Source organism: Pseudomonas sp. PDNC002, assembly GCF_016919445.1.
Lineage (GTDB): Bacteria > Pseudomonadota > Gammaproteobacteria > Pseudomonadales > Pseudomonadaceae > Pseudomonas.
This window is the reverse complement of record NZ_CP070356.1, coordinates 722,173-742,172: the sequence shown is the minus strand read 5'-3', so window position 1 is coordinate 742,172 and position 20,000 is coordinate 722,173. Positions and strand designations below refer to the sequence as shown.

Genomic DNA, 20,000 nt, shown 5'->3' with positions numbered 1-20,000 from the left:
CCGTTCTCTGGTATTCCGTTCTTGAAAACACCCCTCTGGTTCCCGCAAAGCTTCTTCGCCCGCACTCTGTGGCTGGTGCTCATCGTCGTGCTGTTTTCCAAGGCGCTGACCCTGGTCTACCTGCTGATGAACGAAGACATGCTGGTCGACCGCCAGTACAGCCACGGCGCGGCGCTGACCGTGCGCGCCTACTGGGCGGCGGACGAGAAATCGCGCGAAGCCATTGCCGAGTCCGCCGGGTTGAAGTGGGCGCCCCATGAACAGGGGCAGCCGGAGGAAGTGCACTGGCCCTACACCGAAATCTTCCAGCGGCAGATGCGCATGGAGCTGGGCATCGACACCGAAACCCGCCTGCGCATCCATCATCCGTCGATGCTCTGGGTGCGCGCACCGACCCTGGGTGACGGCTGGATCGGCGTACCGCTCTACCCGCACCCGCTGCGCGGCCAGCAGATCTGGAGCGTGCTGGGCTGGTTCCTCGGCATCGGCCTGTTGTCCACGGCTGCCGCCTGGATCTTCGTGCGCCTGCTCAGCCAGCCGCTCAAGCGCCTGGTGTTCGCCTCCCGCGAGTTCGGCAAGGGACGCAGCGTGCGCCTGCCGCTGGGGGCGGAAACCCCCAGCGAGATGGCCGAGGTGTACCGCGCGTTCAACCAGATGGCCGACGATGTCGAGCAGGCCGGGCGTGAGCGCGAGCTGATGCTGGCGGGTGTCTCCCACGACTTGCGTACGCCGCTGACGCGCCTGCGCCTGTCACTGGAACTGATGCCGGAAAGCGACCGCGAGATGGTCGAGGACATGGTTCGCGACATCGAGGACATGGACGCGATCCTCGATCAGTTCCTCGCCTTCATCCGCGATGGCCGTGACGAGCCGGTAGAAGAGGGTGACCTGGCCGACCTGATCCGCGAAGTGGCCGATGCCTTCAACCAGAATGGCAACCGCGTACGCCTGTGCCTGGAGACGTTGCCGCTGTTCCGCTTCCGCCGCGTATCGATCAAGCGCCTGCTCGGCAACCTGATCGAGAATGGCCTGAACCATGGTGGCGGCAAGGTCGAGGTGGCGGCCCACGTGGCGGGTGGCGGCGGTGCACCCTACGTGGTGCTCAGCGTGCTGGACCGTGGCGCGGGCGTCGATCCGCAGGAGCTGGAGAATATCTTCAACCCCTTCTTCCGCGGCGACAAAGCGCGCGGCGGCAAGGGCACCGGCCTGGGCCTGGCCATCGTCAAGCGCATCGCCGAACAGCACGGCGGCAGCATCGAGCTGCGCAACCGCGAGGGTGGTGGCGTGGAAGCGCGTGTCTGCCTGCCGCTGGGCCTGCTGCTGCCGCGCGACGCGCATTAAGAGCCTGCTTGCGATCTGCTGCGCGTCGGCATAACTGCGTTGAGGCCAGCCGAGAAGTGCTCATTGACTGCAGTCAGCTCCGCTTTCTCAGCTGTCCTCGCCTTGTTCTGCTCTAGCTCGCGAGATCGTAAACAGACTCTAATCCCAGCGCAGGGCCTTTCCTTCCAGTACCGCCTGGCGCCCATAGGGCCAGGCGCGGTTGTGCGCGCCGTGGCCGCTGGGCAGGCCGTGGTAGAGCGGGACGCCCAGTTGCGCGGCGTACTCGGCGAAGATTTCTTCCAGGCTGTGGGCCACGCCCTTGCGCGGGCAGTCGGTGAAGGTGCCGAGGCAGATCGCGCCCAGGCGCGCGCCATTCAGGCTGTTGAGTAACTGCCAGAGGCTGCGCTCGATGCGGTAGTAGGGCTCGCCGACGTCTTCGAGGATCAGGATCGCACCGTCGGGCACATACAGCGCGCCTACGGTGCCGGCCATGCAGGCCAGCGCGGTGAGGTTGCCGCCGATCAATTCGCCTTCTACGGCGAGCTTCGGTCCGGCGAGGTGCTGAGCCGCCAGCTTGCCGGGGCCGCCCGCCAGCACATGGCTGATCGAGGCCAGCGACGCCAGGCGTTCGCGCTGCTCGTTGGGGGCGCTCAGCGGCTGCAGGCCGAGCCCGGTGGCGACCATGCCGTGGATCGCCGGCAGACCCTGCTGATGGAAGGCGCTGAGCAGGATGGAAATGTCCGAAAAGCCAATCAGCGGGCGTGGTGAGGCGGCCTTGATGCGCTGCCAGTCCAGCTGCGGAACGAGTTGTCCACAACCGTAACCGCCGCGCAGGCACCAGACGGCGCTGACGTCTTCCAGTTCGAAGGCGGCGTGGAAGTCTTCCAGGCGCCGCTCCGGCGTGCCGGCCAGGTAGCGGTAGCGTGCGTCGGCGTGTTCACCCAGGTGGTAGTCGATGCCCTGGACTTCCAACTGGCGCAGAGTCGCTTCCAGCACTTCCTCGGCGATGGCGGAAGCCGGCGCAACCAGCGCGACGCGGCCTTCGATGGGCGACCATTTGAGTTCGGCGTGGGGGCGGGAAGCGGGCATTTCTGTCATCCGGTTACTGCGGGAGAGTCTGTAGGAGCGAGCTTGCTCGCGAAGGGTTCCACGGGGCAATGAAGCTTGGAGCTGGAACTTCAGGGGCGCGGTGCTTCATGTTGGTTTGGCTGCCATGCGGCCCCTCACCCTAACCCTGGCTACGCGCCCAGCTCCTGAGGGAGAAGGAACTGATCGGCGCAGGATGATGCTGCGATGTCAGCCGGCACGGACCGCTCCCTCTCCCCCCGGGAGAGGGCTGGGGTGAGGGCAAAGCCCCGCGCCGATGCCGAATTCCTGCTCACCCCTTGCCCTTGGTCCGCGCCAGATGCGGCCCGCCATTCTTCTCCAGGTACTCGATGATCACTCCGGCGATGTCCTTGCCGGTGGTGGTCTCGATGCCCTCCAGGCCCGGGGAGGAGTTCACCTCCATTACCAGTGGCCCGTGGTTGGAGCGCAGGATGTCCACGCCGGCCACGTGCAGGCCCATCACCTTGGCGGCGCGGACGGCGGTCATGCGCTCCTCCGGGGTGATCTTGATCAGGCTGGCGCTGCCGCCGCGGTGCAGGTTGGAGCGGAACTCGCCGGCCGCCGCCTGGCGCTTCATCGAGGCGATCACCTTGTCGCCCACCACGAAGCAGCGGATGTCGGCGCCGCCGGCTTCCTTGATGTACTCCTGCACCATGATGTTGTGCTTGAGCCCCATGAAGGCCTCCAGCACGGACTCGGCGGCCTTCTCGGTCTCGCACAGCACCACGCCGATGCCCTGGGTGCCTTCCAGCAGTTTGATCACCAGCGGTGCGCCGCCAACCATCTGGATCAGGTCCGGCACGTCATCGGGAGAGTGGGCGAAACCGGTCACCGGCAGGCCGATGCCCTTGCGCGAGAGCAGCTGCAGCGAGCGCAGCTTGTCGCGGGAGCGGGCGATGGCCACCGATTCGTTGAGCGGGAATACCCCCATCATCTCGAACTGGCGCAGGACGGCGCAGCCATAAAAGGTCACCGAGGCGCCGATGCGCGGGATTACCGCGTCGAAGCCTTCCAGCGACTGCCCGCGGTAGTGGATCTGCGGCTTGTGGCTGGCGATGTTCATGTAGGCGCGGAGGGTGTCGATCACCACCATCTCGTGGCCGCGTTGCTGCCCGGCCTCCACCAGCCGACGGGTGGAATACAGGCGCGGATTGCGCGACAGCACAGCAATTTTCATTGATCACCTGGAAGGGTGGCGGGAACCATGATGAGGGGTTTGTCTTGTACGTAGGTCAGGCCCGGGTTGACCACCAGTTGGCCATGGACCAGCGCCTTGGAGCCTAGCAGCACGCGGTAGCGCATGGTCTTGCGGCAGGCCAGGGTGAACTCCACCGACCAGGCGCGATCACCCAGGGCCAGCAGGGTGCGGATCACATAGCGGGTCTGGGCCTGGCCGTTGGAGCTCTTGATGGTCTTCATCGTCACCACCGGTGCCTCGCAGCGGTGGCGACGCTGCACCTGGGTGCCCAGGTGGGCGATGAAGCGCACCCAGTCCTGGCCGCCGCGCTGGAACGGCACGATGTCGCTGGCATGCAGGGTGGAAGTGCTGGCGCCGGTGTCGATCTTCGCACGCAGGCCGACCATGCCCAGTTCGGGCAGGGCGATCCATTCGCGCAGACCAATTACCGACAGCTGGTCGAAAGTCTTCAAGGCAGGCGTCCCCGGCGTTTGCCGGCATTCTAGTCAGGCCGATTGTGCCCCGCCAGCGGGGCGCGCGGTACACTCGCAGGCCCGCATGACGAGGTTGTGACGTGAGCGAGAAAGACGACGACAAGGTCCGCCTGGACAAGTGGCTGTGGGCGGCGCGCTTCTACAAGACCCGCTCCCTGGCCAAGGAAGCCATCGACGGCGGCAAGGTGCATTGCCGGGGCGAGCGCTGCAAACCGGGCAAGGAGCCCAAGGTTGGCGACGAATACGTGATCCGCACCGGCTTCGACGAGCGCACCGTGGTGGTGAAGGCGCTATCGATGGTGCGTCGTGGCGCGCCGGAAGCGCAGCTTCTTTATGAGGAGACCGCCGACAGTGTGAAGCGCCGCGAGGACGCCTCGGCGATGCGCAAGGCGGGCGCGCTGGGCGTGCAGACAGACGGGCGACCCACCAAGAAGCAGCGCCGCCAACTGTTCAGCTTCCGCGATCAGGAGTGATCCAGCGGCGAGGGCCGCACGCGCCTCGCCCGGATCGAATGGCCGTCAGGCCGTGACGACGCTCAGCCGGTTGAGCAGCGGGATTTTCGCCGCCAGGCGGAACAGCGGATCGGTCCAGCGCACCAGCGCCGCACTGCCTTTGGCGGCGAACGGCGTGAAGCAGCTCCAGGCCAGGGCCACCAGCGCCATCTGCACGCCGCCGATATAGTCGTCCTGGCCCCAATGGGCGCCGGCCACCAAACGCGGCAGCATGAATAGCAGCGCCAGGCCCCAAATCACCACCCATTGCAGGGCGGTGCGGGCGAACAGGGTGAGGAACAGCGCCCAGATCAGCAGCACCGAGGCGTGGTCGCCGGGGAAGCTGCGGGCCGATTCGTCTTTCACTTCGAAGGGAGTGTCTTCCCACTGCGGGAAGAAGTCCTCCAGGCGCACCGCGTCCGGCGCGATGGCGGAAATGCTCGCGTGCTGCCAGCCCAGCTTGTGGGCGACCTTGGCGTACAGGATGCGCACGATCACCAGCACCACGGCCGCGCAAAGGAAGCCGAAAGTGGCGGCGCGGGCCTGGGTGGCCTTGAAGATCCAGTCGCCGCGAATCAGCAGGCAGAGCAGGATCACGCCCACCAGCAGGTCGAACGGACGGGTGCTCGCCACCGCCCAGCTCATGCGCCAGGCTTCGTTGGTCGCCAATGGCTGGTTGAGCAGGCTGAACAGGCTGAAATCGAACAGGTTCATCGCCGCGCGAGTGGGCTCCCAGAGCCACAGCAGGAGCAGGACGAGCGCCATCAGATGACAGGCGATGAAGGGCTTCCAGGACCAGGTGGCTTGGAACGGCGTGGTTTTGTCCATAAAATCGATTCCCCCTTCTGACAACGGTTCCGGGTTGCCGGATACGACAAAGCGCGCTTTATAGGCCTTTGCCATCAACTTGTCATTTATTTGTGCCTATCGCAGCGTTGTGCCCAGCATGTCCCAAATCGATCAAAGTCAGCGTTTCCTGTTCGACAACACCGACGTTCGCGGTGAGCTGGTGGAGCTGGATCGCAGCTACGCCGAAGTGCTGGCCAAGCACCCCTATCCGCAGCCGGTCGCCCAACTGCTTGGCGAAATGCTAGCTGCCGCCGCGCTGCTGTGCGGCACCCTGAAGTTCGACGGCCTGCTGGTGTTGCAGGCACGTTCCAGCGGCGCCGTGCCGTTGCTGATGGTGGAGTGCTCCAGCAACCGCGAAGTGCGCGGCCTGGCCCGCTACGATGCCGAGGCCATCGGCGATTCCGCCGGCCTCGCGGACCTGATGCCCCATGGCGTGCTGACCCTCACCGTCGATCCGAAGAACGGCAAGCGCTACCAGGGCATCGTGCCGCTGGAGGGTGCGACCCTGGCCGACTGCCTGTCGACCTACTTCGCCACCTCCGAGCAGTTGCCGACCCGCTTCTGGCTCAACGCCGACAGCCGCCGCGCCCGTGGCCTGCTGCTGCAACAACTGCCGGCCGACCGCCAGCGCGACACCGAGTCGCGGGAAGCCAGCTGGCAGCACGTCGCCACCCTGGCCGACACCCTCACCGCCGAGGAACTGCTGGGCCTGGACAACGCCACCGTGCTGCATCGCCTCTATCACGAAGACGACGTGCGCCTGTTCGATCCGCAGCCGCTGGTGTTCCGTTGCAGCTGCTCGCGGGAACGCTCGGCCAACGCGCTGGTCAGTCTTGGACACGAGGACGCCGAGCGTCTGCTGGATGAGCAAGGTGGCGAAGTCGTGATCGACTGCCAGTTCTGCAACCAGCGCTACCGTTTCGACGGTTCGGACGTTGCCCAATTGTTTTCGGGCGGTGGTAGCACCACACCGTCAGAAACCCGCCATTGACCGCTTCTATCTGTCCGATAGCCGAACCAATGGCGCTCTCGCCAGATCAGAGGCTGCACGAGAACAGTTCTTTTCTGGCATAATCCCGCGACTTTTTTCCGCGGTAGTGGGAATCAGAAGTCACTACGCAATGTTTGGAGGACTCGGCTTCGGCCGACGGGGACCCACATGACGCAAGCCAACAAAGCCGTTTACACCGATATCAGCGTTGCCCAACTGGTTGAAGAAGCCATTCGCCGCGGCGAAGGCGAACTCGCCGACAACGGCTCGCTGGTCGTGAAAACCGGCCACCGCACCGGCCGCTCGCCTGCCGACCGTTTCATCGTCGAAGAGCCGGGCAGCAAGGACTCCATCGCTTGGGGCGCCATCAACCGTCCGTTCCCGGCCGACAAGTTCGATGCCCTGTGGGACCGTGTCCAGGCCTTCAATAACGCCCAGGAACACTTCGTCTCCCACGTTCATGTAGGTTCCGCCGCGGATCACTACCTGGCCGTCAAGATGACCACCGCCACCGCCTGGCAGAACCTGTTCGGCCGCGCGCTGTTCATCGAGCCCGAGCAGTACAACCCGGCCGGCCGCGAAGAGTGGCAGGTGCTCAACGTCGCCAACTTCGAGTGCGTGCCCGAGCGTGACGGCACCAACTCCGATGGCTGCGTGATCCTCAACTTCGCCCAGAAGAAAGTGCTGATCGCCGGCATGCGCTACGCCGGTGAAATGAAGAAGGCCATGTTCGGCGTGCAGAACTACCTGCTGCCGGAAAAAGACGTGCTGCCGATGCACTGCGCCGCCAACATCGGCGAAGCCGGCGACGTCACCCTGTTCTTCGGTCTGTCGGGCACCGGCAAGACCACCCTGTCCGCTGACGAAAGCCGCTACCTGATCGGCGACGACGAGCACGGCTGGGGCGAAGGCGTTGTCTTCAACATCGAAGGCGGTTGCTACGCCAAGTGCATCGACCTGTCCGAGAAGAACGAGCCGGTCATCTGGAAAGCCATCAAGTTCGGCGCCGTGCTGGAAAACGTCGTCCTCGACGAGAACCGCACCCCGGATTACGCCGATGACAGCCTGACCCAGAACTCCCGCGCGGCCTACCCGCTGGAGAACGTCGAGAAGCGTTCCGAGCAGAACCTCGGCGGCGAGCCCAACGCCGTGATCTTCCTGACCTGCGACCTGACCGGCGTTCTGCCGCCCGTCTCGATCCTGAACAACGAGCAGGCGGCCTACCACTTCCTGTCCGGCTACACCGCGCTGGTCGGTTCCACCGAAATGGGTTCGGGCGGCGGCATCAAGTCGACCTTCTCCACCTGCTTCGGCGCACCGTTCTTCCCGCGCCCGGCCGGCGTTTACGCCGAGCTGCTGATCAAGCGCATCAAGGCCTTCGGCTCCAAGGTCTACCTGGTCAACACCGGCTGGACCGGCGGTGGCTACGGCGTCGGCAAGCGCTTCAACATCCCGACCACCCGTGGCGTGATCGCTGCCATCCAGAGCGGCGCTCTGATCGGTGCCGAGACCGAGCACCTGGACATCATCAACCTGGACGTACCGAAGGTCGTTCCGGGCGTCGAGACCAACCTGCTCAACCCGCGCAACACCTGGGAAGACAAGGCTGCCTACGACGAAGCCGCCAAGGGCCTGGCCAGCAAGTTCATCGAGAACTTCAAGAAGTTCGACGTGAGCGACGCCATCAAGAACGCCGGCCCGCAGCTGTAAGCGAGCCCGTTCTGCGAAAGAGCCGCCTCCGGGCGGTTTTTTCATTGGTGCGTTGCCAATCTCGCGCCATGGTGCTCCTTGTAGGAGCGGACCTTGTCCGCGAAATCCATCGCGGCGAAATCCGATCTCCAAGAGAAGCACTGCACTGCGGTGCACTTGTAGGACCGAGAGGGCGCCTAGCCCTTGCTCGCGAACCGGAGTTGGGCTGTTCGCGAGCAAGCTCGCTCCTACAATGGACTTCCCTAGGCTCACGGGATCGTCCATGACAGGCAAAGGAGTTATCCCCATGCACGACACCCTCGAACGCGTCTTCGGTTTCCGCCAGTTCCGCCCCGGCCAGGAAGCCGCCGTCAGCGCCGTGCTCGCCGGACGCTCGGCGGCGGCGATCTTCCCCACCGGCTCGGGCAAGTCGCTGTGCTACCAGTTGCCGGCGCTGCTGCTGCCGCACCTGACGCTCGTCGTGTCGCCGCTGCTGGCGCTGATGCAGGACCAGCTCGCCTTCCTCGCCCGCCACGGCATCGCCGCCGCCAGTATCGATTCGGCGCAAAGCCGCGAGCAGGCCGCGCAGACCATGGCCCGTGCGCGCAGCGGCGAGCTGAAGGTACTGATGATTTCGGTGGAGCGCCTGAAGAACGAGCGCTTCCGTAACTTCATCAGCGAGGTGCCGATTTCCCTGCTGGTGGTGGACGAGGCGCACTGCATCTCCGAGTGGGGCCACAACTTCCGCCCCGATTACCTGAAGCTGCCGGACTACCAGAAGCAGTTCCGCATTCCCCAGGTGCTGCTGCTCACCGCCACGGCGACGCCGGCGGTGATCGCCGACATGCGCAGCAAGTTCGCCATCGCCGAGAGCGACGTAGTCACCACCGGCTTCTACCGCGCCAACCTCGACCTGCAGGTGGAGCCCATCTCCAGCGCCGCCCGCCGTGCCCGGCTGGTGGAATGGCTGCGCGAGCGTTCGGGCAAGCCGGCCATCGTCTACGTCACCCAGCAGAAGACCGCCGAGGACATCGCCGCGCATCTGGCCGAACGCGGCCTTCCTGCCTGCGCCTACCACGCGGGAATGGAGCACCCGGAGCGCGAAGGCATCCAGCGCCGCTTCATGGATGGCTCGCTGAACTGCATCGTCGCCACCATTGCCTTCGGCATGGGCATCGACAAGAGCGACATCCGCCAGGTGGTGCACTACGACCTGCCCAAGTCGCTGGAGAACTACAGCCAGGAAATCGGCCGCGCCGGACGCGACGGCCAGCGCTCGGAATGCCTGGTGCTGGCCAACCGTGACAGCCTCAACGTGCTGGAGAACTTCGTCTACGGCGACACACCCGAGCGTGAGGGCATCCGCAACGTTCTGGAGGAAATCCGCCAGGCGTCCGGAGGTCAGGAGGGTGGCCAATGGGAAACCATGCTGGTGCCGTTGTCGGACCAGTCCAATATTCGCCAGCTGCCACTCAAGACGCTGTTGGTGCAGCTGGAGCTTCGCGGCATCATCGCGTCACGCTTCGCCTATTTCGCCGAATATCGCTACAAGCTGCTGATCGATTCCTCCGCGCTGTTGAGCCATTTCGAAGGTGAGCGGCGGCAATTCGTCGACGCCATCCTCACGACTTCGGCCCGTGCTCGAACCTGGGCGACCCTGGACTTCGACACGCTCTACAGCCGCCATGGCGCCGAGCGCTCGCGGGTGGTGAAGGCGCTGGATTACTTCCAGGAACGCGGCTGGGTGGAGCTGGAGAGCAAGCAGATGACCGAGGTGTACTCGGTGCGCGACGCGTCCTTCGTTGTGGATAAGTTGAGCGAGGAGCTGCACGGCTACTTCAAGCGCCACGAGGAAAGCGAGATCGCCCGCATCGGCGCCATGCTCGATCTGCTGGGCAGCTCGGACTGCCTGAGCTGGCGCCTCGCCCAGTACTTTGGCGACCAGCAGGCGCCGCGCCAGTGTGGTCACTGTTCGGTCTGCGCCGGCCGCGTCGCCCGCCTGCCGGAGCCGCCTGCGCTGCCAGCTCTGGATGGCCAGTCGCTGCACGATCGATGCGACGCCTTCCTGGAGAAGTACCGCAGCGCCCGAGGCACCGCGCCCAGCGCCGACTGCATCACGCGCTTCCTCTGTGGCATCAGCGTGCCGGCCTTCACCCGCATGCGCGCGCGCGGATTGCCGGGCTACGCCACGCTGGAAGACTACCCCTACGCCCAGGTGCGCGACTGGGTACAGGCGCAGCTCTGAACGCCTGAAGACGGCGGCGCCACGCACGACTAAAGGTCGGCGTGATGCCGCCCGGCCTGCTTGTAGGGTGAGTGGAGGAAATTCCTCCTAGACTCACCAGGCACTGCCTGCCTAACGGCCGAGGAGCCCCAAGCATGTCCGTCGAGCACCTGGATGTACTGATCATCGGCGCCGGCCTGTCCGGCATCGGCGCCGCCTGCCATCTGCAGAAGCAATGCCCCGGCAAGTCCTACGCCATCCTCGAAGGCCGTGAGGCCATGGGCGGCACCTGGGACCTGTTCCGCTACCCGGGCATCCGCTCCGACTCGGACATGTACACCCTGGGCTACAACTTCAAGCCCTGGACCGACCCCAAGGCCATCGCCGACGGCCCGTCGATCCTCAACTACATCCGCGAAACCGCCCGCGAGTACCGCGTCGAGGACAAGGTGCGCTACCGCCACCGCGTCCTCAAGGCCGACTGGGACAGCAACACCGCGCGCTGGAACCTCAGCGTGCAGCGCGGCGACGAAGAGGAGCCCGTGCGCATGAGTGCGCAGTTCCTCTTCATGTGCACCGGCTACTACCGCTACGACGCCGGCTACACCCCGGACTTCCCGGGCCGCGAAAGCTTTGGCGGGCAGGTCATCCACCCGCAGCTGTGGCCGGAGAATTTCGACTACAGCGGCAAGCGCATCGTGGTGATCGGCAGCGGCGCCACCGCCGTCACGCTGATCCCTTCGCTGACCGACAAGGCTGCCCACGTCACCATGCTGCAGCGCTCGCCCTCCTACGTGATCACCCTGCCGGCGAAGGACCCGATCTCCAACTTCCTGCGCAACTTCCTGCCGGAGAAGTGGGTGTACCGACAGGCGCGGGCGCGCAACGTGACCATGCAGATGATCTTCTTCATGGCCTCCAAGATGTTCCCCGGCGCGGTGCGCAAGCTGATGCTCAAGCTGGCCAACCTGCAGCTGGGCAAGGACTTCGACATGCGCCACTTCAGCCCGCGCTACAAGCCGTGGGACGAGCGCGTGTGCTGCGTGCCGGACGGCGACCTGTTCAAGGCGCTGCGCCAGGGCCGCGCCTCGGTGGTCACCGACCATATCGAGCGCTTCAGCGAAAAGGGCATCGTGCTGAAATCCGGTCAGGTGCTGGAGGCGGACGTCATCGTCACCGCCACCGGGCTGGACCTGGTGATGTTCGGCGGCGCGGAACTGGCCATCGATGGCAAGCCCTTCGAGGTCACCCAGAGCATGGGCTACCGCGGCATCATGCTGCGCGACCTGCCCAACCTCGCCGCCATCGTCGGCTACACCAACGCCAGCTGGACGCTCAAGGCGGACCTTTCCAGCGAGTACTTCTGCCGCCTGATCAACCACCTCGACGCCATCGGCATGCGCCAGTGCACGCCGCGCCAGACCGACGGAACGGTGAAGGAAGAGCCCTTCCTCAACCTCAATTCCGGCTACATCCAGCGCGCCGCCGGCCGCATGCCTAAGCAGGGCGACCGCACGCCGTGGAAGCTCTATCAGAACTACGCCCTCGACCTGGCCCTGCTGCGCTTCGGCAAGGTCGAGGATGGCTACCTGACCTTCACCTCGCCCAAGCAGCGCCAAGCCAGCGCGGCGCCCGTGGAGGCGCTGGAAAGCTGACTTCCGCGTCGGAGCCCGCCAGTCCTGGCGGGCTCCGTTCTATCGAGGCATCGAATAGACATTATCGATACGCCGCTCTGCAACGCGGCCGCCTCTCGGCTTACCATGCGCGCCATTCCCGCCCATGCCAGCCAGAGGATTTTCCATGCTGATCGAAGACGCCATCCGCAGCCGCCGCTCCATTCGTGGTTTCGACACCTCCTACGTGATGAGCCGTGAGGAGAAGGACGACCTGCTGCAACAGGCGCTGCTCGCTCCCACCTCCTTCAACCTGCAGCACGTGCGCCTGGTGGACGTCAGCGATCCGCAACTGCGCGCGCAGATTCGCGAGGTGGGCTGGGACCAGGTTCAGATGACCGAGGCGTCGATGCTGGTGATCGTCTGCGCGCAGGTCGACAGCTGGGAACAGAACGCCCAGCGCGTGTGGGACGGCGCCCCGGTCGAAGTGAAGAACTTCATGGTCGGCGCCATCGACGGCTACTACCGCGACAAGCCGCAGACCCAGCGCGACGAAGCCATGCGCAGCTGCGGCCTGGTGGCCCAGACGCTGATGCTTGCCGCCCGTGGCCGCGGTCTGGACAGCGTGCCGATGGTCGGTTTCGACTTCGACGCCGTGGGCAAGCTGATCAACCTGCCGGCCAACCATGCCATCGGCCTCATGATCGCCGTCGGTAAACAGGCCGTGGAAGCCAAGCCGCGCATCGGTCGCCTGCCGCTGGAAGAGACGATCATTCGCGATCGCTTCTGATCCCCACGAAACGCGCCTCCGGGCGCGTTTCTGCTTTCTTCTGCACACTGCCCGCCTCCGAGCCTGTGCTTTCCCTCACCCTAACCCTCTCCCAAAGGGAGAGGGGACTGGAGCTGTGCCGGCTGTAACCGTGCGATCAGCCGGCACGGACGGCTCCCTCTCCCTCTGGGAGAGGGCGGGGGTGAGGGTAGCCCCCGAGCGCGAAGCTCACATTCGCGTGCCTCGCCCTCACTCCGGCGCCGCCTCGACAATCCGCTCGACCAACCACTGCAACGCCGCATCCCGCTCGCGCTGGGCGAGGTACACCAGCTCCAGGTGGAACTGCCCCACATCGAACGGCAGCTCCAGCACCTGCAACGGAAGCAGCTCCGCGAAATAGACAGCCAGGCGCGTTGGCAGCACCGTCAGCAGATCCGTCGTCGCCACCAGGTGCGCCGCCTGCAGGTAGTTGGGCGTGGTGTAGGCGATCTCCCGCTTCAGTCCCTGGCTGGCCAGCCACTGGTCGACCATGCCCTTGGTCTGCCCGCCGGAAACCCACAGGTGCCGCTGCTGGAGGAAGGTCTGCAGATCGATCCCGCCGTTCACTTGCGGATGCCCGCGCCGGGCCAGCAGGCGCAGCGTTTCGCTCGCCCACGGCCGACGCTGGAAGCGTGCCGGCAACTCTTCGAAGCGCCCCAGCACCAGGTCCAGGTTGCCCTTGTCCAGCGCCTCCGCCGGTAGCGTCGGTGTCAGGTGCTGGATGGCGAGGCCCATGCCCGGCGCCGCGCTTCCCAGACTTTCGAGCAGGTGCGGCATGCACAGCGCTTCCACATAGTCGGTCAGCGCCATCGTGAAGCGCTGGCGGCTGCGCGCCGGGTCGAAGGTGTCGCCGCCGGCCAGGCTCTGGCCGATACGTTGCAGAGCGTCGCGGATCGGCGCTTCCAGCTCCAGCGCCCGGGGCGTCGGCTGCATCGCACGGCCCACGCGTACCAGCAACGGGTCATCGAGCAGTTCGCGCAGACGGTTCAGCGCGTTGCTCACCGCCGGCTGGCTCAGCGACAGGCGCTCCGCCGCACGGGAAACGTTGCGCTCGCGCAGCAGCGCGTCCAGCACCCGCAGCAGGTTGAGGTCGAACGTATTCATATTCATCGGCTGAATGCCACTTATCACAACTCAAAATTTCAAAAATAGTACCGCCTTCCCTAAGGTGAGTGGTCTTCAAACGAGCGTTTCAGGCTGACAAGAGGAACAACATGAGCCAGAACATCCGCATCGCCAGCGCCGCCGTCATCGGCGCCGGCACCATGGGCCGGGGCATTGCCATGTGCCTGGCGAACGCCGGCGTGCAGGTCCTGTGGCTGGACAACAACCCGCAGATGCTGACCCAGGCCCTCGGCGCCGTGGCCGACACCTACGCCCACAATGTCCGCCAGGGTCGCATCGACGAGGCCGAGGCGGCCCGCCGCCGCGCGCGCATCTCCCAGGTGGCGAACTACGCGGCGATCCGCGAGGTGGACCTGGTGATCGAGGCGGTGTACGAGAACCTCGAACTCAAGCAGTCGATCTTCCGCGAGCTGGATGCGGCGCTGAAACCCTCGGCGATCCTGGCTTCCAACACCTCCTACCTCGACGTCGACGCGATTGCCTCGGTGACCTCGCGTCCGTCCCAGGTGCTCGGCCTGCACTTCTTCAGCCCGGCGCACATCATGAAGCTGCTGGAAATCGTGCGTGGCGCGAAGACCGCGCCCGCCGTGCTCGAAGCCGCATTGGAACTGGGCGAGCGCATGGGCAAGGTCAGCGTGGTGGCCGGCAACTGCCACGGCTTCATCGGCAACCGCATGCTGGAGAAATACGTCCAGGAATCGCGCCGGCTGATCCTCGAAGGTTCGCTGCCGCATCAGGTGGACGCGGCGATCCAGGGCTTCGGTTTCGCCATGGGCCCGTTCCGCATGTTCGACGTGGTCGGCATCGACCTCGAATGGCGCGCCCGCGAGTTGGCCGGCAAGGGCCAGGACGCGCCGACCGTACAGGTGGATAACCGCCTGTGCGAGATGGGCCGCTTCGGCCAGAAGAGCGGCAACGGCTTCTATCACTACGAGCCGGGCAGCCGCCAGGCCGAGCACGACCCGGAAGTCGACGCCCTGGTGGTGCGCGAATCCGAGCGTCTGGGCTACGCCCGCCGCGACATCGGCGCCGAGGAAATCCTCGAGCGCTGCCTGCTGGCCCTGGTCAACGAAGGCGCGAAGATCCTCGACGAAGGCATCGCCTCCACCAGTGCCGACATCGACACCGTTTACCTCAATGGTTATGGCTTCCCCAAGGACAAGTCCGGCCCAATGGCCTGGGCCGATGCCCAGGGCCTGCAGAGCGTGCTGGCGCGCCTGCGTGACCTGGCCGGCGAGCACGGCGCGCACTGGCAGCCGGCCGCGCTGATCGAGCGCCTGGCTGCCGCCAATGGCCGCTTCGCCGACGTGAAACAGGAGCATTGAACATGAGTTACCACGCACCCCTGCGCGACATGCGCTTCGTCCTCCACGAGCTGTTCGACGTCAGCGCCCACTGCGAGCTGCTGGGCAACGGCCTCGACCGCGAACTGATCGACGGCGTGCTGGAAGAGGGCGCGCGCTACACCGGCGAAGTGGTCGCGCCGCTGAACCGCAACAGCGACGAGCAGGGCGCGACGCTGCTGAATGGCGAGGTCACCACGCCGGACGGCTTCCGCGACGCGTACAAGCAGTACTGCGACAACGGCTGGGCGAGCATGACCGGGCCGACCGAGTTCGGCGGCCAGGGCTTCCCGCAGATGGTTTCGGCCAGCTTCCACGAGATGCTGATGGCCGCGTCGCTGTCCTTCCGCGTCTATTCCGGGCTGACCGAGGGCGCGGTGCTGGCGCTGTACAAGCACGGCGCGCCGGAGCTTCAGCGCGACTACCTGGCCAAGATGGTGAGCGGCGTGTGGACCGGCACCATGTGCCTCACCGAGCCGCAGGCCGGCACCGACCTCGCGCTGCTGCGCACCCGCGCCGAGCCGCAGGCTGATGGCTCCTACAGCGTCAGCGGCAGCAAGATCTTCATCAGCGGCGGCGAGCAGGACCTGTCGGAGAACATCGTCCACCTGGTGTTGGCGCGTCTTCCGGATGCACCGGCCGGGGTGAAGGGCATCAGCCTGTTCCTCGTGCCCAAGTTGATTGCCAACGCCGACGGCACGCCGGGTGCGCGCAACTCCCTGAGCTGCGGCGCCATCGAGCACAAGATGGGCATCAAGGGCGCCTCGACCTGCGTGATGAACTTCGACGGCGCCACCGGCTGGCTGATCGGCCAGGCCAACCAGGGTCTGGCATGCATGTTCACCATGATGAACGACGCGCGCTTCCAGGTCGGCCTGCAGGGCCTGGGCATTGCCGAGCGCTCCTGCCAGGGCGCGCTGGCCTACGCTCGCGAGCGCCTGCAGTCGCGCGCACTGACCGGAGCCGCGGAGCCGTCCAAGGCTGCCGACCCGATCATCGTCCACCCGGACGTGCGGCGCATGCTACTGACCCAGAAGACCCTGACCGAGGGCTGCCGGATGGTGTCCGCGCTCTGCGCTCGCGAACTGGACCTGGAGCACGGCCATCCCGAGGCCGATGCCCGCAAGTCCGCGAGCAAGCGCGCGGCGCTGTTGATCCCCATCGTGAAATCGTTCTTCACCGACGTCGGCCAGGAGGTTTCCAGCCTTGGCGTGCAGGTCTATGGCGGCCATGGCTACATTCGCGAGTGGGGCATGGAGCAGCTGATGCGCGATAGCCGCATCACCCAGATTTACGAAGGCACCAACGGCATCCAGGCGCTCGACCTGATCCGTCGCAAGCTGCTGGGCGATGGCGGTACTGAGTTGAATGCGCTGATCGGCGAGCTGGCGGCTGCCTGCGAGACTGCGGGCGCCCGGACCGAACTGGCCGGCCTGGCAGAAACCGTGCGTCAACGCCTGTTGGAATGGCGCAGCCTGACCAGCGAAGTGATCGCCGCCTGCCAGCGCGACCCGCAGGAAATCGGCGCCACCTCGGTGGACTTCCTGCAGTACTGCTCCTACGTGCTGCTGGCGGGCCTGTGGGTGCAGGCCGCCGGCGTGGCCCAGGCCAAGCTGGCGGCCGGCGAGGGCGACGCGGATTTCTACCGCGCCAAGCTCGCCAGCGCGGAGTTCTACATCAAGCGCATCCTGCCGCGCGCCAGCATGCACCGCGAGGCGCTGCTGGGTGGGGCGGATTGCCTGATGGGGTTGGATGCGGAGCATTTTGCGTTCTGATCGATTGGTGTAAAGAAAAACGCCGCGCCGGGTGACCGGGGCGGCGTTTTCTTTGCGAGTTCGGAGTTGGGCGTTCCCTCACCCCAGCCCTCTCCCAGGGGGAGAGGGGGCCGTATGTGCCGAGACGAGTCCTGCTTTCACTGATACACCCGGCTACCGCAGAGCTTTCAATGCATGCCGGTCGGTCCCCTCTCCCTCCGGGAGAGGGTTAGGGTGAGGGGCTCTGAGTGCGCTGAGCGATCAAGCCCGCTCCCACACCTCGAACGCATAAGCCGGCGTTTCGCCTTCCGCGTCATGCTCGATGCTCGAAGCCAGATGCCAGTGCGCCTCATCCACTTCCGGGAAATGCGCATCACCCGCCGGGCTTAACCCCACGCGGGTCAGGTACAGCCGCTCGGCACGCTCCAGCGCTTCACCGTACAGCTGCGCCCCACCGATCAGCATCAGTTCCTCGGCTTCTTCCTGCTTCGCCCACTCGGCGGCGCGCTCCAGGGCGGCATCGAGGCTGGTGAAGACTTCCGCGCCTTCCAGCTGCAGCCCGGCCTGGCGGGTGACCACGATGTTCAGCCGGCCCGGCAGCGGGCGGCCCAGCGAATCCCAGGTCTTGCGGCCCATAATCACCGGCTTGCCCAGGGTCATCGCCTTGAAGTGCTTGAGGTCCTGCGGCAGGTGCCAGGGCAGGCGGTTGTCGACGCCGATCACGCGGTTGTCGGCAAGGGCGGCGATCATCGCCAGGGGCAGGGCTTCGGACATCGTGACTCCAGTGCTGAACATCAGTGGGAACTCCCAGTGCCAGAGGATACCAGCCGCTCGCCCTCGGCGGGGCCGGCGGGCGGCGGAACGCGCATGAAGAAGGTGCCGTCCTCGTTGACCTGGGTAATGCCGGTGGAGAGCACCTTGCGGTAGTCCTTGAGGTTGAATGAGAGCGTCTGGTCCGGCTGCTCGGCCTTGAGCAGCACCTGCGAGTAGGTAATCAGGATCTCGAAGATCTTCAGGTCCCCCGACTGCAGCCAGATATAGGACGGCCCCGCCTGGCGCGGCGGTTCGAAGGCCAGCGAAGCGGCGCCGGGCTTGGGCGCGAACTTCAGGTGCAGGCCCTTGGCGTCCAGCCAGCTGGATTCTACGCGGCCATCGATGCCCACCAGGGGGAAGACCTGGTGGTAGTTCAGGTGCATCACGTTGTCCTGCAGCACCGCGCCGGGCCGCTCCAGGGTCACCAGCGAATCCAGGCGCAGGCCGACCAGGCTCATGGCGCCGTAGCTGGGCACGCCGAGCACCTTCACGCTGTCGGGCTGGTAGTCGAGGTTGTCGCCGTCGAGCTTCACCGTGCCGGACAGCCGCAGCGGCAGCCAGGGCCCGACGCCCAGCGGCTGGACTTCGCCGGCCACCAGCAGGCGGTCGCCTTCGACGCTCAGCTGGAAGCCGCGCAGCATGGTCTCCGGGTAATCGAGGATGTGCTGGTTGAACAGGTTGGCGAGCTGCTCGGGGCTGAGGATCACCTCGCCTTCGGAGACGTTGATGCGCATGTCCTGCGGGCGGTCGAAGTCGATGGGCTCGCCGGCCTTGAGCGGCACTAGCCAGCCCTTGAGCTGCGGGCTGTGGAAGCCGATGCCGCCCTGGAAATAGAGGTCCACGTTGTTCAGCAGGATGCCCACGCCGTCCTGGCCGGAGTCGCGCAGGCCGCCCGGCCGGCTGGCCTTGAAGTCTGCTGCCGGCGGCGTCTGCTGGAACCAGCCCTGGCGCAGCACGCCCAGTTCGCGCTGCTGCTTGTCGATGGCGCTCTCGGCGGCGGCGTTGCCGGCAAACGCCAGCAGGAGCAGGGAGGCGAGGAGGGTTCTCATAGGGCTTTCTCCTCCGGGGCGGGCGCCTTCACGGGCGCTTTTATGGGAGATACCGCGATGTGCACCATGCCGTCCTCGCGCAGGCGGATTTCGCCGTACTGCAGCTGGCGCCGGTAGTCGTAGAGGTTGAACAGCAGCGGGGCGTCGGGGCTGAGGCTGGTGAACAGCGCGTAGGCCTTCACCAGGATGGTCCGCGCCATCTTGATGTCGCCGCCCTCGATGAACATGTAGCTCTTCGGCGCCTTGAGCTGCGGCCATTTCAGTTCGGCCAGCTCGCTGCCCAGCAGCAGGTCCATGCCGCCATCGGCCAGTTTCAGGCTTCGCACGGTGAAGTCCAGGCGCGGCGGCGGGAACAGGCCGTCGAGGTCGACCAGGATGCGGTTGCCGATCAACTGCATGTGCGCGGTGTGCAGTTGCAGCACCTCGGACATCTCGATGGACGCGGCGCTCAGCGAGGGCGTGACGTCCACGTTGTCGACGTAGATCCGCTGCGGCACCAGCGCCACCTTCAGCGGGCCGGCCTGCTCGATCCCGGTGACCATCCGCAACGGCCGCCAGCGCCCCTTGCGCAGCAGTTCGCCGTGGACTTCCTGGCCATCGGCGCGGGTGCTGAGCTTCAGGTTGCGCACCGGCGCATTGGCGTTGCGCAGCTCCTCGTTGAGCAGGCTGGCGAGGGTGGCGTCGGCGACGAAGATATCCCCGGCCTGGATGCGCGCGACCATGGACTTCGGGTCGTCGAGCATCAGCGGCGTGCCCGCGCCGGCCACCGGGCTCATCTGGATCAGCATCTTGCGGATGAAGAAGCCGATGTCGTCGTGCAGGCGGAAGTCGGTCTGGCTGATCCACAGTTGCGAGGTATTGCTGGCGGACTGCCGAGCGCTGACGCTGGCGTCCAGCACGCGCGGCGGCACGGCCTGCATCAGCGGGGTATCCGGGCCCCAGTCGGAAGGGCGCACCGGCGGTGTTTCCACGGCCGCCGCGGTGGCGGCGGCGAGCAGCAGGGGCAAGGCACTGAGCAGCGAGCGCAGCATGGCGAGGCCTCATTGTTGTTTTTATAGGGGCAGTGCTATCCGCTGAGTCTGAGCCCGCCCGCGCCTGGCGAGAGCCCCTCCTTGGTTTGGTTGACGATGCAGGGTGTTACCGGCGCCGCCGG

The 20,000-nt window shown here is 66.0% G+C and carries 17 protein-coding genes; 9 read left to right on the top strand and 8 right to left on the bottom strand.

Going from position 1 to position 20,000, the window contains the following annotated elements:
• Positions 1-21 precede the first annotated feature (21 nt).
• Positions 22-1,341 (top strand): ATP-binding protein, encoded by a 1,320-nt coding sequence (locus JVX91_RS03440; protein ID WP_205338038.1) that lies wholly within the window; start codon positions 22-24, stop codon positions 1,339-1,341.
• 138 nt (positions 1,342-1,479) lie between these two features.
• On the opposite strand, the gene JVX91_RS03435 is transcribed toward JVX91_RS03440, so the two are convergent.
• The 3 genes from JVX91_RS03435 to JVX91_RS03425 form a co-directional block, all read right to left on the bottom strand.
• A complete protein-coding gene (locus JVX91_RS03435; protein WP_205338037.1) occupies positions 1,480-2,409 on the bottom strand; it encodes an LD-carboxypeptidase in 930 nt (309 codons plus the stop codon).
• A gap of 289 nt (positions 2,410-2,698) precedes the next feature.
• Positions 2,699-3,604 carry a 30S ribosomal protein S6--L-glutamate ligase gene (gene rimK, locus JVX91_RS03430; RefSeq protein ID WP_184587846.1) on the bottom strand — a complete coding sequence of 302 codons (906 nt, stop codon included), beginning with the start codon at positions 3,602-3,604 and terminating at the stop codon, positions 2,699-2,701.
• Entirely contained in the window at positions 3,601-4,044 is a 444-nt protein-coding gene (locus JVX91_RS03425; protein WP_275892389.1) for an ATP-dependent zinc protease, read from the bottom strand. Before JVX91_RS03425 ends, rimK begins: the two co-directional genes overlap by 4 nt.
• Positions 4,045-4,178: 134 nt before the next feature.
• On the opposite strand from JVX91_RS03425, the gene JVX91_RS03420 reads away from it, so the two are divergent.
• Positions 4,179-4,571 carry a S4 domain-containing protein gene (locus tag JVX91_RS03420; protein WP_065086535.1) on the top strand — a complete coding sequence of 131 codons (393 nt, stop codon included), beginning with the start codon at positions 4,179-4,181 and terminating at the stop codon, positions 4,569-4,571.
• Between the two features lie 45 nt (positions 4,572-4,616).
• Here JVX91_RS03420 and JVX91_RS03415 read toward each other — a convergent pair whose 3' ends face one another.
• The gene (locus tag JVX91_RS03415) at positions 4,617-5,417 is read right to left on the bottom strand and encodes a phosphatase PAP2 family protein (protein WP_205338036.1); all 801 of its coding nucleotides are present in this window, start codon (positions 5,415-5,417) and stop codon (positions 4,617-4,619) included.
• 118 nt (positions 5,418-5,535) lie between these two features.
• Here JVX91_RS03415 and hslO point away from each other — a divergent pair, with 118 nt between their 5' ends.
• The 5 genes from hslO (at position 5,536) to JVX91_RS03390 (ending at position 12,745) form a co-directional block, all read left to right on the top strand.
• The gene (gene hslO, locus JVX91_RS03410; RefSeq protein WP_205338035.1) at positions 5,536-6,429 is read left to right on the top strand and encodes an Hsp33 family molecular chaperone HslO; all 894 of its coding nucleotides are present in this window, start codon (positions 5,536-5,538) and stop codon (positions 6,427-6,429) included.
• Positions 6,430-6,597: 168 nt separating this feature from the next.
• Positions 6,598-8,139 (top strand): phosphoenolpyruvate carboxykinase, encoded by a 1,542-nt coding sequence (locus JVX91_RS03405; protein ID WP_205338034.1) that lies wholly within the window; start codon positions 6,598-6,600, stop codon positions 8,137-8,139.
• A 286-nt stretch (positions 8,140-8,425) separates the two neighbouring features.
• Positions 8,426-10,363 (top strand): ATP-dependent DNA helicase RecQ, encoded by a 1,938-nt coding sequence (locus JVX91_RS03400; RefSeq protein WP_205338033.1) that lies wholly within the window; start codon positions 8,426-8,428, stop codon positions 10,361-10,363.
• A gap of 134 nt (positions 10,364-10,497) precedes the next feature.
• Entirely contained in the window at positions 10,498-11,997 is a 1,500-nt protein-coding gene (locus JVX91_RS03395) for an NAD(P)/FAD-dependent oxidoreductase (protein WP_205338032.1), read from the top strand.
• A 145-nt stretch (positions 11,998-12,142) separates the two neighbouring features.
• Complete coding sequence (locus tag JVX91_RS03390) at positions 12,143-12,745, top strand: nitroreductase family protein (protein ID WP_205338031.1); 603 nt, start codon at positions 12,143-12,145, stop codon at positions 12,743-12,745.
• A gap of 228 nt (positions 12,746-12,973) precedes the next feature.
• Here JVX91_RS03390 and JVX91_RS03385 read toward each other — a convergent pair whose 3' ends face one another.
• On the bottom strand, positions 12,974-13,873 hold the full coding sequence (locus JVX91_RS03385) for a LysR family transcriptional regulator (RefSeq protein WP_205338030.1): 900 nt from the start codon (positions 13,871-13,873) through the stop codon (positions 12,974-12,976).
• A 104-nt stretch (positions 13,874-13,977) separates the two neighbouring features.
• On the opposite strand from JVX91_RS03385, the gene JVX91_RS03380 reads away from it, so the two are divergent.
• Positions 13,978-15,213 (top strand): 3-hydroxyacyl-CoA dehydrogenase, encoded by a 1,236-nt coding sequence (locus tag JVX91_RS03380; RefSeq protein ID WP_205338029.1) that lies wholly within the window; start codon positions 13,978-13,980, stop codon positions 15,211-15,213.
• A gap of 2 nt (positions 15,214-15,215) precedes the next feature.
• On the top strand, positions 15,216-17,006 hold the full coding sequence (locus JVX91_RS03375; RefSeq protein ID WP_205338028.1) for an acyl-CoA dehydrogenase C-terminal domain-containing protein: 1,791 nt from the start codon (positions 15,216-15,218) through the stop codon (positions 17,004-17,006).
• Positions 17,007-17,246: 240 nt separating this feature from the next.
• On the opposite strand, the gene JVX91_RS03370 is transcribed toward JVX91_RS03375, so the two are convergent.
• The 3 genes from JVX91_RS03370 to JVX91_RS03360 are packed head-to-tail and all read right to left on the bottom strand — an operon-like array spanning position 17,247 to position 19,878.
• Complete coding sequence (locus JVX91_RS03370) at positions 17,247-17,759, bottom strand: dihydrofolate reductase (protein ID WP_024762199.1); 513 nt, start codon at positions 17,757-17,759, stop codon at positions 17,247-17,249.
• Between the two features lie 20 nt (positions 17,760-17,779).
• On the bottom strand, positions 17,780-18,847 hold the full coding sequence (locus tag JVX91_RS03365) for a hypothetical protein (protein ID WP_205338027.1): 1,068 nt from the start codon (positions 18,845-18,847) through the stop codon (positions 17,780-17,782).
• The gene (locus JVX91_RS03360) at positions 18,844-19,878 is read right to left on the bottom strand and encodes a hypothetical protein (protein ID WP_205338026.1); all 1,035 of its coding nucleotides are present in this window, start codon (positions 19,876-19,878) and stop codon (positions 18,844-18,846) included. The genes JVX91_RS03365 and JVX91_RS03360 overlap by 4 nt, the downstream gene beginning before the upstream one ends.
• Positions 19,879-20,000 lie beyond the last annotated feature (122 nt).